14 protein-coding genes are annotated in these 15,927 nt (G+C 37.8%); all 14 read left to right on the top strand.

Features of this window, described 5'->3' with window-relative positions; translation table 11 throughout:
- The first annotated feature begins 95 nt into the window (after window positions 1–95).
- The 14 genes from Q0948_RS05765 (at window position 96) to Q0948_RS05830 (ending at window position 15,899) form a co-directional block, all read left to right on the top strand.
- On the top strand, window positions 96–962 hold the full coding sequence (locus Q0948_RS05765; RefSeq protein ID WP_038598168.1) for a M23 family metallopeptidase: 867 nt from the start codon (window positions 96–98) through the stop codon (window positions 960–962).
- Window positions 962–2,455, top strand: coding sequence for a GH3 auxin-responsive promoter family protein (locus Q0948_RS05770; protein WP_298349789.1), 1,494 nt, complete (start codon window positions 962–964; stop codon window positions 2,453–2,455). Before Q0948_RS05765 ends, Q0948_RS05770 begins: the two co-directional genes overlap by 1 nt.
- 81 nt (window positions 2,456–2,536) lie before the next feature.
- Window positions 2,537–4,222, top strand: a complete 1,686-nt coding sequence (locus tag Q0948_RS05775) for a hypothetical protein (RefSeq protein ID WP_035326237.1) — start codon at window positions 2,537–2,539, stop codon at window positions 4,220–4,222.
- A 77-nt stretch (window positions 4,223–4,299) separates the two neighbouring features.
- Window positions 4,300–5,292, top strand: coding sequence for a hypothetical protein (locus tag Q0948_RS05780; RefSeq protein ID WP_298349794.1), 993 nt, complete (start codon window positions 4,300–4,302; stop codon window positions 5,290–5,292).
- A gap of 20 nt (window positions 5,293–5,312) precedes the next feature.
- On the top strand, window positions 5,313–6,431 hold the full coding sequence (gene gmd / locus Q0948_RS05785) for a GDP-mannose 4,6-dehydratase (RefSeq protein ID WP_298349797.1): 1,119 nt from the start codon (window positions 5,313–5,315) through the stop codon (window positions 6,429–6,431).
- 7 nt (window positions 6,432–6,438) lie between these two features.
- Window positions 6,439–7,485 (top strand): GDP-L-fucose synthase, encoded by a 1,047-nt coding sequence (locus Q0948_RS05790; protein WP_298350216.1) that lies wholly within the window; start codon window positions 6,439–6,441, stop codon window positions 7,483–7,485.
- A complete protein-coding gene (locus Q0948_RS05795; RefSeq protein ID WP_298349799.1) occupies window positions 7,486–8,106 on the top strand; it encodes a class I SAM-dependent methyltransferase in 621 nt (206 codons plus the stop codon).
- The gene (locus tag Q0948_RS05800) at window positions 8,107–9,375 is read left to right on the top strand and encodes an oligosaccharide flippase family protein (protein ID WP_298349801.1); all 1,269 of its coding nucleotides are present in this window, start codon (window positions 8,107–8,109) and stop codon (window positions 9,373–9,375) included.
- The gene (locus tag Q0948_RS05805) at window positions 9,365–10,438 is read left to right on the top strand and encodes a glycosyltransferase (RefSeq protein ID WP_298349803.1); all 1,074 of its coding nucleotides are present in this window, start codon (window positions 9,365–9,367) and stop codon (window positions 10,436–10,438) included. Before Q0948_RS05800 ends, Q0948_RS05805 begins: the two co-directional genes overlap by 11 nt.
- Complete coding sequence (locus Q0948_RS05810) at window positions 10,428–11,870, top strand: O-antigen polymerase (RefSeq protein WP_298349805.1); 1,443 nt, start codon at window positions 10,428–10,430, stop codon at window positions 11,868–11,870. The genes Q0948_RS05805 and Q0948_RS05810 overlap by 11 nt, the downstream gene beginning before the upstream one ends.
- Window positions 11,840–13,066, top strand: coding sequence for an O-antigen ligase (locus Q0948_RS05815; RefSeq protein WP_298349807.1), 1,227 nt, complete (start codon window positions 11,840–11,842; stop codon window positions 13,064–13,066). Before Q0948_RS05810 ends, Q0948_RS05815 begins: the two co-directional genes overlap by 31 nt.
- Window positions 13,059–14,135: a glycosyltransferase family 4 protein gene (locus Q0948_RS05820; RefSeq protein WP_298349809.1), complete on the top strand. Its 1,077-nt coding sequence runs from the start codon at window positions 13,059–13,061 to the stop codon at window positions 14,133–14,135. The genes Q0948_RS05815 and Q0948_RS05820 overlap by 8 nt, the downstream gene beginning before the upstream one ends.
- Entirely contained in the window at window positions 14,135–14,683 is a 549-nt protein-coding gene (locus Q0948_RS05825; RefSeq protein ID WP_298349811.1) for a putative colanic acid biosynthesis acetyltransferase, read from the top strand. The genes Q0948_RS05820 and Q0948_RS05825 overlap by 1 nt, the downstream gene beginning before the upstream one ends.
- Entirely contained in the window at window positions 14,676–15,899 is a 1,224-nt protein-coding gene (locus Q0948_RS05830; RefSeq protein ID WP_298349814.1) for a WcaI family glycosyltransferase, read from the top strand. The genes Q0948_RS05825 and Q0948_RS05830 overlap by 8 nt, the downstream gene beginning before the upstream one ends.
- The last annotated feature ends 28 nt before the right edge of the window (window positions 15,900–15,927 follow it).

Here is a 15,927-nt window from a genome sequence, read left to right on the forward strand (position 1 = left end):
ATAAGGAGCTTTGTAGTGTGTGATGGCAATTTTCGCGTAAGCGTAATAATAGGTCTACACTATATCACATCTAAAAAAGTATATTTGTAAATCAGATGGCAGAAAAGAAAACTAAAAAGAAGAAAATAGCAAAAAAGCTACTACATAAGTACCGCTTAGTGATACTTAATGAAGATACTTTTGAGGAGCGTATTTCTTTTAAACTCACACGGCTTAACGTGTTTATACTAGTGGGAGTATCTGCTATTGTACTTATAGCATTAACCACATTACTCATTGCGTTTACACCACTTAGAGAGTATATCCCGGGTTACTCAAGTACAAAGCTTAAACGCAACGCAACCTTACTAGTCGCAAAGACAGACTCGCTAGAAAATGCGATACGAGTAAACGAGCAGTACTACTCATCCATACGCAGAGTACTAAGTGGCGATGTAGCGGCGCTAGAGTTTGATAGAGATTCTATACGAGATGCGGTTTTTAATGAAGAAGATATTTATGTGCTACCTAGCAAGGAAGATAGCTTGCTTAGACAAACGGTAGAGCAAGAAGATAAATACAATGTATTTGATAAAGCTGTAGAGGATACAGATTTCTCATTATTTCCGCCAGTGCAAGGGACCATTACATCTACTTATAATGCTGCCTTAAAGCATTATGCGATAGATATTGTAACAGAAAAAGATGCCCCTGTAAAAGCAGCGGCCGATGGTACGGTGATTTTTGCAGAGTGGACCGCAGAGACGGGTCACGTACTTATTATAGAGCACCCTAAAAACTTGATTACCGTTTATAAACACAATGCTTCTCTTAACAAGGAGCAAGGTGATCTTGTACAAGCGGGTGAAGTTGTGGCAACTGTAGGTAATACAGGAGAACTCACAACAGGACCACATTTACATTTTGAATTATGGAGTAATGGATACCCCATTAACCCAGTTAATTTTATTGATTTTAACTAATGTCATTAAAGTCTTTTGGCGCAAAGATTTTTGCCTCTTACATCACGGGTAAAATTAAGAAGTGGGCAGATCACCCTATAGAAACTCAACAAAAGGTTTTTGAGAAGCTCATAGATGCTGCGCAGTATACAAACTTTGGTAACGATCACCATTTTGATAAAATAAAAACCCATCAAGATTTTGTAAAACACGTACCTGTAAGAGATTATGAAGCGCTTAAGCCTTATGTAGATAAGATGGTTGCTGGTGAGGTAGATATTTTATGGCCTGGTAAGCCCTTGTACTTTGCAAAAACATCTGGTACCACATCTGGAGTAAAGTACATACCTCTCACAAAAGATAGTATGAAGACGCACCCTAACAGTGCGCGTAATGCCATATTATCATATATCGCAGAGACGGGTAATACTAGCTTTGTAGATGGTAAAATGATTTTTTTACAAGGAAGCCCCATAATGACCGAAAAAAACGGCATCAAGTTAGGGCGTCTATCTGGTATAGTAGCTCACTATGTGCCTAACTATCTTCAGAAAAATAGACTTCCTAGCCTAGAGACTAACTGTATAGAAGACTGGGAGCAAAAAGTCGATAAGATTGTAGAGGAGACTATAGATCAAGATATGACCCTTATAGGAGGGATTCCGCCGTGGGTACAGATGTATTATGAGCGTCTTATCCAGAAGAGTGGTAAAACTGTGGGAGAGCTCTTTAAAAACTATCAACTCTTTGTGTATGGTGGGGTAAATTATGAGCCATACCGTCGCAAGCTAGAAGACCTTATAGGGAGAAGTGTAGACAGTATTGAGTTATATCCTGCAAGTGAAGGGTTTTTTGCCTTTCAAGACTCACAGACTGAGAAAGGAATGCTCCTGCAGCTAGATAACGGAATTTTTTATGAGTTTATAAAAGCAGATGAGTTTTTTAACGAAAACCCTACAAGAATAACCCTCAAAGATGTACAGCTAGATGTAAACTATGTAATGATTATATCTACCACTGCTGGCCTGTGGGCTTATAACATAGGCGATACAGTAATATTTACCTGTCTCAAACCCTATCGTGTGATGGTCTCTGGTCGTATTAAGCACTTTATTTCGGCATTTGGGGAGCACGTGATAGGTAAAGAAGTAGAGCAGGCTATGCTTGAGGCATCTGCAGGTACAGATATCAAGGTGACCGAGTTTACCGTAGCACCACAAGTAGCACCACAATCTGGACTGCCTTATCACGAGTGGATGATAGAATTTGAAAATGAGGGGACGGGAGATTTAAACGCTTTCGCGAAAGCGCTAGACACCTCACTACAAGCTCAAAATTCTTACTACTATGATCTTATAGAGGGTAAAGTACTACAACCTCTTAAAATCACGAGAGTCACTAAAGACGGCTTTAACGAGTATATGAAATCACAGGGAAAACTGGGGGGGCAAAACAAGATCCCGAGACTCTCTAATGATAGAAAAATAGCAGATCTTCTTACAGTAAAGCAGTAACTTGCTTGTACTGAGACTAAAATAGTCTACATCCCGCAAATAGTGAGATGTAAATAGTAATCATTACCTTTGACCTTTAATATGAGTATATTAAAAAAACAAGGGCGTACAAGAGCACAAGAGAGTAGCAGCGCCATCGAAAGGATGTATATCACAATGCGTCACCTCTTTAATAGAGGATTCTACAAACCAATGGGTGTTTCTGGAGAAACATTACGTGAAGCACTATTAATCTTAAGACCAGAAATTTACGGTACTATAGCAGAAGAAAAAGTCGAGCTAGACGGACTTCTTTATGTAATAGATAGACTTCCAGAAGGTATAGAGGAGTGTAGATTTATTAATCTTACCAGCGACGAGGGTTATAAAAATAGCCACTTTGAGCCTATTGTACCGGCTAAGCGCCGTCGTAATTGCTATCGTATAGATGAAGAACAAATGAACATAGAGATTACTCGTGGTCGTTCTGAGATATATGATATCCTTACCCACATTACTTTTCTTTTTATAGAATCTCACAAAATAATGAAGCGTGTACTCATCAATGATGAGGGAGCGGTAATACGTGACTGGGAGAAATTAGAAAAAGCTGTTTTGGATAATGATGATCTTGACCAGAAGGGTTGGGAAATCGCTATGACCCACACAGCAAACATTTTAGGAAGAACCTTTGCAGAGGTAAGTAGTATTGCTCCAGAGTTTAATACAAGAACAAATAACAAACGCTTTTTACAAATCATATACTGGCTAGGTAAACTGGCTATTGCAGAGGTTTTAAAAGAAAACAAGCGTACGGTTACATTTAGCCCAGTGTTGCGTGAGCGACTAGGTCATCACATACACGGTGAGGTGTGGGCAAATGATATTAAGGCTACCTTAAAACAACACGGTTTAATACACAGACCGTTACACATTATAAGTGCAAATATGCACTCTGTAATGAATACGCTATATGCCCCACTTGCTCTTAAGTCTGAGCTTCGCAAGAAGTCTAAACTCGACATTTATGAGATGCTTAGTAATAGCGGCAACAGTGCATTACGTAATAAAGTGCAAAAAGTAGCGTTACAAAACGGAATGATATACCTTCCGGATGAAAGCGGAACGAATATTAACGTTCAGATTTTTGATATGTGTAAGCTTCCTGTGGCAGAAAATGATTTCTGTAAGAAGGAGATGAAAGATGAAGAACACCCCGTAATTATTGTGATGGACTATGCCTTTGGAGAGCAAGCTTACGAAACTATGGAGGAGCTACTCAAACCATATCAAGATGGTGAGGAGAAGATATATCTAGACGTAGATTCTATATCTATAATGGGTAAAGCCGGTATTCTTGAAGGAGGCAAGGGAGATCTTATGATACCTAGCGCACACCTTTTTGAAGGGACTGCAGATAATTATCCTTTTGAAAATGAATTGTCTAAAGAAGACTTTGAAGATAACGGACTTCTCGTTTTTGAAGGAGCAATGGTTTCTGTACTAGGTACATCACTACAAAATAGGGATATCCTTAAATTCTTTCACGACAGTACGTGGAGCGTTATTGGACTAGAGATGGAAGGTGCTCATTATCAAAAAGCGATACAAGCCGCAGCAAAGTTGCGTAAAAGTATAAAGGAAACAGTAAAAGTGCGTTATGCATACTATGCTAGTGATAACCCCCTAGAAACGGGAAGTACACTGGCTTCTGGAGGATTAGGTACTACAGGTGTAAAGCCTACATACCTCATCACAGAAAAAATACTGGATCAATTATTCAAGTAATTTAAGAGTCTAAATTATAAACTGTATTTTGGACCTTTAACGGCTTACAGACCACTAACGACCAAAATATAATACGTATGAGCGATCATTACAATCAACCTGCAACCCAGCAGGAGATGGACCTTTCTGATATATTCTCTCTCATAGGCAGATTTATAAAAAACTGTATCTACTTCATATTTAGAATAGTAGATTTTATAATTAGAAAATGGTGGATTATACTACTGCTTATAGTCGCAGGTATTGTCCTTGGCTACTTTACAAAGGGTGCAGCTTCATATGAGGCAAATCTTTTACTTAAGACTAATTTTAAAAGTCAGTCGTACGTTTATACTGCTATTAACCAGTTTAATAATAATCTAGCCGAAGGGGATACAGACTTTGTTATTTCTCTTGGTAAAGACCCATCTACCTTTGGCGTGGCTTCTGTAGAGGTCGCTCCCGTGGTAGAGGTACTTGATCTCATAGCGTATATAGGTGAGAATGATAGAGCCCTAGGCGAGATGACTCGTGAGTTTAAACTAGAAGATGATAGGGAGCTTTTTGCTACAGATCGTTTTCTGTCTACTTATAAATATCACAAGCTCACCGTAGGCCTCAAGAGTGAGCAGGGTAAAGAAGATATTGCAAGCCTTATGAGTTTCATTAATGATCAACCCTTTGCACGCGAGCTCAAGGAGAAAGGTCTTGTAACTCATACAGAATTTATTAAAAGCCAAGAGCAATCTATAGAACAGATTAATAGTCTTATCAATGCCTACAGTAAAGAAAACGGTCTCTTAAATAGCACTAAGGAAGATGGTTTCTATTTTAATAATAGAAGTGATAATATCTCAGATTTATTTGATGTAAAAACACTCTTACAAAGGAATTTAGAAGAGCTTAAAAATGATGATGTAAGCTACACAGATGTGGCCGTTATTGTAAGCGACATTCAAGCTTCTAGAGACACATCTATTCTAGATAATATGATTGTTATATATCCGCTATTATTTGTGATATTGTTTCTTCTTGTTTCCGGCACAATAAAGTTTTACAACTCATATAAAGCCGAAACATTAAATAATTAAGAAACTCCAATACGCACGTTATGAGTCATAAAGTAGCATTAATCACAGGTGTCACAGGGCAAGATGGAGCTTATCTCAGTGAGTTTCTCCTTAAAAAAGGGTACGAAGTACACGGTATAAAACGTAGGACGTCTCTATTTAATACAGATAGAATAGATCACTTGTATGAGGATCCTCATATCGATAATCAACGGTTTTTCTTGCATTACGGTGATCTTACAGATAGCACAAACCTCTTTAGAATTATACAAGAAGTACAGCCAGACGAGATTTATAATCTTGGAGCAATGAGCCACGTTCAGGTTTCTTTTGAGATGCCTGAGTATACGGCAAATGTAGATGGTCTAGGTGCTCTACGCCTGCTAGAAGCTGTAAGAGCTTTAGGATTAGAGAAGAAAACAAAAATCTATCAAGCATCTACTTCAGAGCTGTATGGTAAGGTACAAGAGGTACCACAAAGCGAGACAACACCGTTTTATCCTCGTAGTCCATATGCAGTAGCAAAGCTTTATGCATACTGGTCTACCGTAAACCACCGTGAGGCGTACAATATGTTTGCTTGCAACGGTATATTATTTAATCACGAGTCGCCAGTAAGGGGAGAGACTTTTGTAACTAGAAAAATCACTAGAGCAACCGCAAAGATTGCCTTAGGTCTTCAAGATAAAATGTATCTAGGTAATCTAGATGCAAAACGTGACTGGGGACACGCAAAAGATTATGTACGTATGATGTGGATGATCTTACAAGCAGATGAACCAGAAGATTGGGTGATAGCTACAGGAGAGACAACTACTGTGAGAGACTTCATAAAAATGGCTTTTAACTATATAGGCGTCACCTTAGAGTTTACAGGTGTGGGAGTAGAAGAAAAAGGTAAAGTAGTCTCATCAAATAATCCTGGGTACCCGGTAAAAGAAGGTCAAGTAGTTGTTGAGGTAGATCCAAAATATTTTAGACCTACAGAAGTAGAGCTCTTAATAGGTGATGCTTCAAAAGCTTATAATAAGCTAGGTTGGAAACCAGAGTATAAACTACAAGGACTTGTAGATGATATGATGAAGAGCGATATCAAGCTAATGCAAAAGGACAGCTATCTTAAAGAAGGAGGGTATCAAACAATGAACTATTTTGAGTAGCACAACTATACCTAAAGAGGCAAAAATCTATGTTGCAGGCCATAGAGGCCTTGTGGGAAGTGCAATTGTAAAGGCACTTACTGCAAAGGGCTATCATCACATCGTCACGCGCACACACCAAGAGCTGGATCTTACAGATACCCTTGCCACGGCAACATTTTTTAAAACAGAAAAACCAGCATATGTTTTTCTGGCTGCCGCAAAGGTGGGTGGTATCATAGCAAACAATACGTACAGAGCAGACTTTTTGTATCTCAATCTTATGATACAAAACAACGTGATACACCAGAGTTACAAGCACGGAGTTAAAAAATTACTTTTCTTGGGTAGTACCTGTATTTATCCAAAAAACGCACCACAACCTATGCCAGAAGATGCGCTGCTCACAGGTACACTAGAGTATACAAATGAGCCCTATGCTATTGCAAAAATCGCAGGAATCAAGCTTTGTGAGAGTTACAATCTTCAGTATGGGACAGATTTTCTATCGGTAATGCCTACTAATTTATATGGGTACAATGATAATTTTGACCTTGAGAAATCACACGTTTTGCCTGCACTTATTAGAAAAATGCACCTTGCAAAGCTCTTGTCAGAAGGTAAAAACGACGAGGTATGTAAAGATCTAGAGGTTTCCGCTTTCGCGAAAGCGCAACCTATCCTAAAAAAGTTTGGCATCTCTGCTGAAAGTGTAGAGATATGGGGAACAGGTAGTCCTAGACGCGAGTTTTTATGGAGTCAAGATATGGCAGATGCCTGTGTACATATAATGGAAAAAACGAGCTTTGATCAAGTAAGAGGCGACAGTAATGAGGTAAGGAATACCCATATAAATATAGGTACAGGCATAGATATAAGTATAAAAGAGCTTGCTATGCTTATAAAAAGCACCGTAGGTTTTAATGGTAAACTAGTTTTTGATACTTCAAAGCCAGACGGAACACCTCGTAAACTTACTAACGTAGATAAACTACACGAGCTAGGGTGGAAGCATACCGTAAACCTAGATGAAGGTGTTGTAAACCTATACAACTGGTACTTAAAAAAGAAATAGATGAATCCCAAAATCTGGACCCCTAGATATATAACAAACAGAATAGGACTCTATGTATATGAGCAATTTAATAAGGATAAACCTTGGATTGCACCTAGCGCTATAAAATGGCTAGACACAAACTTACATAAAGAGATGTCTGGCGTAGAGTTTGGGTCTGGTAGAAGTACTGTTTGGTATGCTCATAAGCTTAAGAACCTCGTAAGCATAGAAGATCATCAGGACTGGTATCAAAAAGTAAAACAACAACTTGAAAAAGCTAAGCTTACAAACGTGCGCTATATCTTAAAATCTTGTGAGCAGGATATGTTAGGCCATATCCCTTACGTAGATATTGTAAAAGAATTTGATAATAGTTCCATAAATTTTATGGTTGTAGATGGTAAATATCGTGATCGTATTGCCCTAGAAGCTATACAGAAGCTCACCTCTGGAGGTTTCTTGTTGCTAGATGATGCAGAGCGGTATATACCACTTGATTCACATACACCTTATAATTACAAGAAGGAAGGAAAGAAACAACCAGAGGAGTGGAAAACGTTTTCAGAACGCACAAGTAGCTGGAAGCAACTGCATTTTACAAGCGGTGTGTCAGACACAGTAGTTTTAATAAAACCATAATTGAGTATATTAAAATCCATAAAAGAGAATGCTGCAGGCCGCAAGATGGCTGGCAACTACGTTTCGTTACTGTTTATACAGGCGGCAAATATTCTGTTACCTCTTATTTTATTGCCTTACCTAGTACGCACACTAGGTGTAGAAAAATATGGACTTGTATTACTGGCACAATCTTTTTGCACCATTTTATATGTGTTTGTAGAGTTTGGATTTAACTTAAGTGCTACCCGCAGGATATCTATTCTCAAAGACAATGCCTCAGAAAAATCTCAAGTATTTTCGGCGGTGATATCTATAAAATTATTGCTGGCTGTTGCAGTAGCGGTTGTGTATGCGATAATCATACTTGCGTTTCCTAGGTTTAGGTTAGAGTGGGAGGTATATGCGTTAAGTTATGGTGTAGTAGTAGGGCAGGCATTGTTTCCAGATTGGTTTTTTCAGGGAATTGAGAAAATGCAGTTTATAGCAATACTCAATGTGCTTGCTAAAATCATTTTTACGGCTCTTATCTTCATTTTTGTACGTGAGGTAGGTGATTATAGCAATGTGCCATTATTCACCAGTATAGGCTTTCTTATAGCCGGAACCATAAGCTTTATCATAAGTCTCAAGTTTGTAAAACTCATTAAGCCTTCAAAAAAGATGATGGGTGAACTTATGACAGAGAGTAAAAGCATCTTTGTGTCTAATATAGCTGCACGTCTTTTTAACTCTGCAAATGTATTTATAGTGGGGATGATTGCTGGAGATGCTATCGCTGGTATTTACGGTAGTTTTGAAAAGATTTTTATGGCAGCCAAAGGTTTCTTTTCTCCCATTATGCAAGCTGTTTTCCCCTGGCTCTCTGTACAAGATGAGGCGAAGAGAAGAGCGAGTATACGTAAGATGGCGCCATTTATTATTTTGCTTGCGAGTGTATTTGTTACCATAATACTCATCTTTGGAGGAGATATTTTACAACTGTTATTTGATGATCCCGCCATAACAGCTTATACAACTGCATTTAAGATATTATGTACTGCAACCGTTTTTGCAGGCCTTAATATGCTCATCCTTACCTTATACTTACCTGCTGTAGGCGCCTATGTAAAGCGTATGAATATACTATTAATAGGAGGCGTTTTAAATGTATTACTCGCCTGTTTACTGGTGTCCATATGGCCTATTTATGGTATTGTGATAGCAGTAGTTTTTACAGAATTAGCGCTAGCGTTATTAAGTTGGGTGTATTTCTTTAAACAGTCTAAACCCCAAACATATGCCGTCTAGACTTACCATTGTACAGACTGCATTACCAGACTATAGAGCAGGCTTCTATGATGAACTCTACAGATTACTGGACACAAATTTCTCACTATATGGTGGAGCTCATTATTTTGAGCCGTCTGTACAAACAGACAATAGTATTTTACATAAAAAATTAGAAAACAAATTTATACTAGGGAATCGTTTTTTATGGCAACGAGGAGTTAGACATCTAGCATTTGAGCCTGGTATTGTTGTACTTGAGATGAACCCTCGCATATTGAGCAACTGGTGGTTGTTATACAAACGGAAGTCTAAGGGGCTCAAAACCGTGTTGTGGGGTCACGCCTGGCCGCGTAAGGGTAAACATAGTCCTACAGATCGCTTGCGTCATAAAATGCGTAAACTAGCTTCTACCATCGTGGTGTATACTAAAAAACAGCAGGAAGAGCTACAAGAAAAAATGCCCGCAACACACATACTCGCCGCGCCTAACGCACTTATGAGTAGTGCAGTAATGAATGTCGCTTCAGGTAAACCACAACACCTTATTTACGTAGGGCGATTAACTCCAGAAAAAAAACCACTCTTTTTAGTCCAAGCATTTAAAGCGTGTTTGCCAGATCTCTCTCCAGAAACTAAGCTTCTCGTAGTAGGCGCTGGAGAAGAACAATCTAAAATCGCTACATTTATAGAGAAACATCATCTTGAGAATCGTGTGGTATTGTATGGGCATATAAGTGACACAAAGGAGTTAGAACGACTTTATGCATCAAGCTTGTTTAGTGTTTCGCCGGGTTATGTAGGTCTATCTATTACCCAAAGTTTTGGTTTTGGTGTACCTATGCTTATTTCTCGTGATGAACCGCACTCGCCAGAAATAGAGGCAGCAATAGAGGGCAATAATGTGGTGTTTTATGAGACAGATGATGTGGTACGCTTTCGCGAAAGCGTAAAAAAAATATTCTCAAACAGAGAAGAGTGGATTGAAAAAAGAGATGCAATCTCCACCTACTGTCGTGAGCGATATACGGTAGAGGCAATGGCAAGGGTGTTTTATAAACTTACGCAAGACGATGATAGGTAGACTCATCTTACTACTAGCTTATCTAGGGATAAGTGTTGTGCTGTTTGCAACTTTTGCAACAGATGTATGGGTGTGGATGTCATTTTTTATGAGCAACCTTGTACTGTTTGCGTTGTTATGGTGGCATTTATATCAAGAGCGAGAGTACTCACCGTTTATATCTGTATACATTGTTTTTAACTTCTTGTTTTTTATCATAGCACCCATATTGCAGCTACGAGTTATAGGAGATAAGAATGCAGATTTCTTAACAAAGCTACCTTACACATCTTCAGGCATTATTTATAGTAATGTATTAATAATACTTTTTACGCTCTGTTTTTTTGGAGCTTATACGTGGTTTAAAAAAACTAGAAAAACGAGGGTTATAGTCCCAAATTATAATAGAGACAAAAGATTACCTCTTGTGCTTTTTGGGATATTAGGTATTTCTTTACTCGTATTTATTGTAAGTATGGGGTTTGTTTTTAACGAGATGGCTCGTGCTGGATGGATGGCCTCATCTATAGGTCGCACTGCTTTACTTATATGGAAAAAGCTACTTTTTGTAGTACCGCTAGGGGGTGTTATTTTAACGGTACAGTATTATAAACAGTCTAAAAAGTCAGGTATAAATGTGCTTGCTGTGGCTGTTATGTTTGTCTTATTTATGGTACTGCTATTATGGTTTAAAAATCCGCTAGTAGAAAAGAGAAATGCCTTAGGTCCCATTTATATTTCTATAATTTACCTCCTCGCACCTAGACTGCTTAATAGTAATGTGAAGACGATGTTTTTTATGTTTTTTACAATGGTTGTTGTGTTCCCACTTTCGGCTATTATTACGCACGCAAAGTCTTCTTTGAGACAGATTATTATACAGCCGCGTATACTTCTAGATGAGTTTGAAGGTGAGGGGATAGGTGAGGTTTTTAACACAATACATTATGATGCCTTTATAAATATAGTTGCTACGATAGATTATGTAAAGTACGAGGGCTTCTCATATGGACACCAGTTTTTAAGCGCTTTTTTGTTTTTTATACCCCGTAAAATCTGGGAAGGAAAGCCAGTGAGTACGGGGCAGCTAGTAGGTGAGCACTTAATAGACAACTATGAGTTTACGTATAGTAACTTATCTAACCCTATGGTATCTGAGGGATATGTAAATTTTGGGATTATAGGTGTTATACTTCTTGCCATTGCTCTTGGGTATGCAATAGTTTACTTTTTAACTTGGTTACATAGCCACATTCTTATTAAAAAAATTATGGCTTTTTACTTTGCGATACACTTATTGTTTTTCTTAAGAGGAGATTTTGCAAATGGATTTTCGTATTACGTGGGAACTCTTATAGGTGTTATGGGTATTGCTAGATTAATAGATTACCTTATCAAAAATGGATTAAATAATCAATATAAATGGAGGCAAAAACAAATAACAAAAGCTTAGTGTATCTAGAAGGAGCTTTGTTTCTTCTATTTGCATCAATACTGTTACCTACAAATGTAAAATCTATTGCTGTGGGGTTGTTTTGTGCTGTCTCAGTTTATCATTTTTTCAAAAGTAAAAACACATTTAATACTCGCTTTTTTCTAGTAAATGCTGCGGTTTATTTTCTAATAGCGATAACACTCATTTACAGTGATAACATCGCTTATGGAGTAAGAAAACTCACCTCTTTTTTGTCATTACTGTTATTTCCGCTCTGTTTTGCCTTGTTTTCAAGAAACGATATGAGATACCTCTATTCTCGGTTAGATAAAATGCTAGGAGTTTATCTTTTGACCGTTGTTCTTTTTAATGTGATTCCGTTTTTATGGTTTTACATTACACATTATAGTTTTAGTGATATGCTCATTCATTTTCCTACTGTGATGCGTGTTGATGTGGGTAAATATGGTATACACCCTATCTATTTATCAATGCATTGTAGTGTGGCGATTTTATTCTCAATGTTCATATTGCGCTCCTTAAAAAGTAAATGGAAAATAGTAGGAGTCTTATTACTTGATGCAATACTCATTTTGTTCTTACTGCTGTATGCAAAGAAGGGGCCTATTTTAGCCCTTATGATTGTCTCTACACTGTTTATACTATTTCAACGTAAAAGAGCAATTGTACGACCTTATATTTTTGCAATTCTAGGTCTTGTTGTATTGATGATTGCCATACCACGCACCAGAAATAAATTTTTAGAACTTCAAAAAATTGAGGTGATTGGTGAGGGAGGACCTACGTCTACAAATATTAGATATACTATTTACGGCGTAGCAAAAGAACTTATTTATGAAAGTCCAATTTTAGGGTATGGTATAGGTGATTATAGGGATGTGCTCAATAAAAAGTATGAAACCACAGGTAATAGTGTTTTAAAAGAAGGGAGGTATAACACCCATAATCAGTTTTTGAGTTTATTAACCATAGGAGGAGTCATATTATTATTAGCTTTTTTATGCACACTAGCTATAAATCTTGTATTTGCAACGCGATTTAATAATGAACTCTTTATACTAGTTCTGTTATTTTATGGCATTGTTATGTTAACTACAAATATTTTAGAGCGTGAGGCAGGAGTTATTTACTTTGCATTATTTTTTAACTTCCTTTCTGCCAAAACACTTTTTGTAAACCCCTCAGATGCCTAATAAAAAAGTTCTTCTTATTGGACCACTACCAGAGCCAACCACTGGTGTATCGCTAGCAAATCAGGTGGTAAGTAGCGTGCTTAAAAATGAAGGTTATAACGTTACGGAGGTAAATACATCCTTTAGTTATCTAGATGAAGAGCTGGGTGTATTTTCCTTTAAAAAGCTTTGGCACAACCTTAAGTATAATACACAGGCGTTTAAAGTTTTTTCAAACCACATTATTTATTTCACTCCAGGACAAACGTTTTTTGGGGTTCTTAAATATGCAGTTTTTATAGTTTTTGCTGCGCTTTCGCGAAAGCGTATCATCACCCATATACACGGCAATCACCTAGGTACAGCTTACCATCAAATGACCGGTATAAAAAGATGGGTTACAAAGAAACTTATGTCTTTATCTAGCGACGGGATTGTGCTGTCTGAGTCATTAAAACCAAATTTGACACCCTTTCTAGATAAAAAAAATATTCATATTCTACCCAATTTTGCTCAAGAGTATTTAAAAATAGATATCACAAAAGACTACGCCTCTCCACGGTTTATCTATTTGAGTAACCTAATGCAAGAAAAAGGAATTATAATATTTTTAAAAGCACTTCTAGAACTTCAAAATCAGAATATTTCTTACCAAGCTCAAATAGGTGGAGCTGTCACAAAAGAAATGTGGATGCAAGTAAAACCATTGTTGCTGCAACTCAAAAATGTAGACTATAAAGGCGTGGTAATGGGAGAAGAAAAGAAAGCCCTTTTTGAGTGGGGTAATGTCTTTGTGCTGCCTACATATTATAAAATGGAAGGGCAGCCCATATCTATCTTAGAAGCAATGGCAACAGGTAGTCTAATAATTACCACAACGCAAGGAGGAATACCAGACATTATAAAAAATGGAGAACAAGGTCTCTTTGTTGAAAAACAAAATGTAGAAGATCTCGTTTTAAAGATGAAAAGTATTGCCAGTAATCCCAAGATTATTTCTGATATTGGGGTTAAGAACCAGGAACATTTTAGTGAAAACTTCACTATGCAAGCTTTTACCAGTAGACTTATAACCATATTTAGAAAGTAGTGGAATACCAGAATTTAGATAAATATAAAACGCCAAAGGGTTTTCGTGGGAGGTCTGCTTTTATAGTACAACTATGGCGTGTGGTATATGCTGTTTTTTTTAAACACTCTCCACAGTTTTTATACGGCTGGAGACGTTTTATTTTGAGATGTTTTGGCGCACAAGTGGGCAAAAATGTCATCATAAGACCTAGCGCTCAGATAACCTACCCCTGGAAGTTAAACCTAGGTGATCACAGCTGGATAGGAGATGAGGTTGTTTTGTACACTTTAGGACCTATTACGATAGGTGCAAATGCCGTTATATCACAACGTAGTTATTTATGCACAGGCTCGCACGACTATCGCTCACCTCATTTTGATATTTATGCAAAGCCTATACACATAGCAGAGAAGTGCTGGCTGGCTACAGATGTTTACGTGGCACCAGGAGTATCTGTAGGTGCCGGAACCGTAATAGGTGCTAGAAGTAGCGTTTTTAAAAACGTACCAGCAGGTAAGGTATGTATAGGTTCTCCACTAGTTATATTAAAAGATCGTATTGAATAATCTCACAGGCAAGCACATCACTCTCATCTCCCTTAACTTCTATCCAGAAGATACGGCCATAGGTTTATATAGTACCCAGATGGCAGAGTACCTAGAGCAACAGGGTGCACATATATCTGTCATCACAGCTTTTCCGTATTATCCTCAGTGGGAGATTGCTCCGGCATATCAAGATAAAGGGAGTTACTTACACGAGAAAAAAGGATCTATAGACATTTATAGATACAAGCAGTTTACACCTAAGAGTCCCACCTTTTTAAAGCGTGTGGTACATATTACAGACTTTACACTAGGCTCACGTTTTAACTTTAAGCAAATAAAGGAGTGCGATATTGTGATTTCAGTAATACCATTTACGAGCAGTGCGTGGTTAGGTAATACGCTTTCGCGAAAGCGTAATGCAAAACACTGGATACATATTCAAGATTTTGAATTTGACGCAGCTTTTCAATCTGGACTTGCCAGCTCGTCAGAAAGTAAAAGTGTTGCTTATAAGGGTTTAATGCGTTTAGAGCGCTCTATTCTGGACAGAGCAGACTGTGTGAGCACTATAAGCCAGACTATGCTGGCTAAACTTAAAGAAAAGACAAATACGACTACATATTACCTGCCTAACTGGATAGATGCCACAGAGAGTGACCCGTCTCAAGTGGCACAACACCCATACTTTTCCCAAGACAAGTTTAGTATTCTGTATGCGGGTAATGTGGGAGATAAACAAGACTGGTCTTTTTTTAAAAAAATAGTTGCTGCACTAGATTTTACAAAGTTTGAAGTAATTGTAGTAGGTGCAGGAGCAAAAATGGAGATTCTTAAAGATCAACTTAAAGCGTCAGATGTACAATTTTATGATCCCGTACCTCTAGAAGGGTTAGCGAGTTTACTAGCTAGTGCAGATGTACATATCTTATTTCAAAAAGCCGAAGTTGTAGACACTGTAATGCCTTCAAAAATTTTAGGAATGATGGCAAGTGCACGCCCTTCTATAATAACCGGCCACCCAGAGGCAGAGCCTGCAAAAATTATAGAGGCATCGCAAGGCGGCTATTATAAAAGCACCACAGATGCACAAGAGATTGTGGCTATTTTAAACAGCCTACGTACCAATAGTGATCGAGCAACGTTAATGGGGAGTAACGCAAGGAAGTTTATAGTAGAAAAATATGCCAGAAAAGCTATTTTGAAAGACTTTACTGACACATTGAGAAGGTTATAGGAGCTTAGTTTTATAAGCAGTGAATACT

It is taken from the genome of uncultured Dokdonia sp., assembly GCF_947496725.1.
Lineage (GTDB): Bacteria > Bacteroidota > Bacteroidia > Flavobacteriales > Flavobacteriaceae > Dokdonia.